Annotated in this window: 1 protein-coding gene and 2 pseudogenes; 1 reads left to right on the plus strand and 2 read right to left on the minus strand. The window is 59.3% G+C overall.

Annotation, left to right across the window (positions count from 1 at the left end; all coding sequences use genetic code 11):
* A pseudogene (locus NKJ32_RS35305) lies at positions 1-375 on the minus strand (IS6 family transposase); the annotation flags it as partial.
* A gap of 50 nt (positions 376-425) precedes the next feature.
* On the opposite strand from NKJ32_RS35305, the pseudogene NKJ32_RS35310 reads away from it, so the two are divergent.
* Positions 426-1,029: pseudogene (locus tag NKJ32_RS35310) on the plus strand (transposase); the annotation flags it as partial.
* A 25-nt stretch (positions 1,030-1,054) separates the two neighbouring features.
* Here the strand turns inward: NKJ32_RS35310 and panD are convergent.
* The gene (gene panD / locus NKJ32_RS35315; protein ID WP_352830559.1) at positions 1,055-1,477 is read right to left on the minus strand and encodes an aspartate 1-decarboxylase; all 423 of its coding nucleotides are present in this window, start codon (positions 1,475-1,477) and stop codon (positions 1,055-1,057) included.
* Positions 1,478-1,907: the final 430 nt, after the last annotated feature.

Below are 1,907 nucleotides of genomic sequence, written 5' to 3' on the forward strand. Positions count from 1 at the left end.
GCGCATCAGACGCTTTGCCGCCTTGGCATTTCGGCGCCTTTGCACCAGCACTTCGAGGACGAAGCCGTCCTGATCGACGGCACGCCAGAGCCACTGCTTCTTGCCATTGATGGCCACCACACATCGTTGAGATGCCATTTGTCGCCCAGGCAGCCGGCTGACCGTCGCCTGATCTCCCGGGCGAATGCCGTCCGACTTTCTCCGCCCAGCTTCGAATGGGTCTGATGCGTGACGATGATGCCGCGGGCCGCCAGCATGTCCTCAACCATGCGCAGGCATGAGCGGAAAGCGAAAGTAGAGCCATACCGCGTGCGCAATGATCTCGGCGGGAAAGCGGTGGCGACGATAGAGCGGATCACGAGCAACTTCTGACATGGCCCATGTACGCACATCTTCATCAGCCGTCGGTTAACCTTACGATGCCTGTGGCAATGATCTTCCCCGTCGCCGGGCACGGCCGTCCGCGCCAGCGGCATATCGCCGACGTGAAGTCGATCACTGCGCAGGCGATGCTGGAAAAAGCCCAATGGCGGACGGTCAGTTGGCGGTGGCACCAAAGGCCGCCTCTCCGCGCGCTTCGCCGCTGTCCGTGTCCGGGTTGCAGATGGCCCACCCCAGCGCATCCGCGACATGGGCGCTCAGCATCTGCTGATCGGCGAGCACCGCTCGACCGGCGAGCGCAAATACTACCTCTCCAACTTGCCCGCCGACACCCCGCTCAAGCAGATCGCAGGCGCCATTAAGGCGCGCTGGGTCTGCGAACAGGCGCATCAGCAGCTCAAGGAGGAACTTGGCCTCGACCACTTCGAGGGGGCGCTCATGGACGGGCCTGCACCGGCACGCGCTGATGACGATGATCGCCTACGCCTTCCTGCAATCTCGCCGCCTCAGACAAGCGGGAGGGGAAAAAAGAGTCCCCGGGCCACCGCCACAACCAAGCCGGCCGGCGATCCAGCAGCCAATCCTCTCGGCCCTCGCACAGCCGCCGCCAATCCGCTGCCCTCACTGCCGCCAGCCCCTCTTCGCTAAATATCTGCCAAAGGAGTGCTAGCGCTTATCGCGAGGGAGAGCCCTCGCGAACCTCGAACGTCACTGCTCCATCATCTTTAATCCTGGCATCGTAGAACATGCGGTCGCGGACAGAATTGTCTTGGTCGAACGTCAACACTCGCGGTTTGATCTCTGTGATCTGATGTTCCTCGATATATGTTGAGGAGCAAATGATCATTTCATCTCCGACCTGACATGTACGAGCAGCGGCTCCGTTTAGCACGCAACAACGAGAACCCCTATTACCGTAAATGACGTATGTACTGATTCGCGCGCCCGAAGCTCTGTTCCAGACCTCAACAAATTCCAATGGAAGAATACCCGCCTCCTCACAGTGATCCGGGTCCAAAGTGATTGAGCCGTGGTAGTTCAGATCCGACGCGGTCACAGTGATGCCATGAAGCTTGGCTGCGACGAACTTTCTCATCCTGGTTTCCTCTGTTAATTAGATCTGCATGCCGATGAACGACGGCCTTTAGTTGCTCCACGTGCTGCGAAAGGCGCGGCGCGCAGGCTGCAGAAGGGATCGGCGAAATATTTTCAGTCGTGTTAATGGGACGACTCCTCCTTAGCGCATGTTGCATTTTGCAAATGCCCTTGCATGTAGCGTGCCAAGCAAGAAACTATCTAAAAACTTCTAGGACATCGGAATCTGCTGTGTTGCATGTCCGACATGGTTGGACATCGAACAGCGCCGGGTGTAGCCGAATGCCGCGCGAATCAAGTCGCCCGGCGGACATTCATGCCGGCCATCAGCGGGCCTTCGATGGGCGTTGTCACGTTGTTTGAAATGTGGCCGCGTGAGGTCGACACCGCGCTTTTCAGGCAGGCCGTGCACTCACGGCTCGCCACGCGGC

This window comes from Mesorhizobium sp. M0159 (genome assembly GCF_040322295.1).
Taxonomy (GTDB): Bacteria; Pseudomonadota; Alphaproteobacteria; order Rhizobiales; family Rhizobiaceae; genus Mesorhizobium.

Excerpts from the sequence above, each read along its gene's own strand:
- panD (WP_352830559.1), bottom strand. The coding sequence starts at position 1,477 with ATGAGAAAGTTCGTCGCAGCCAAGCTTCATGGCATCACTGTGACCGCG.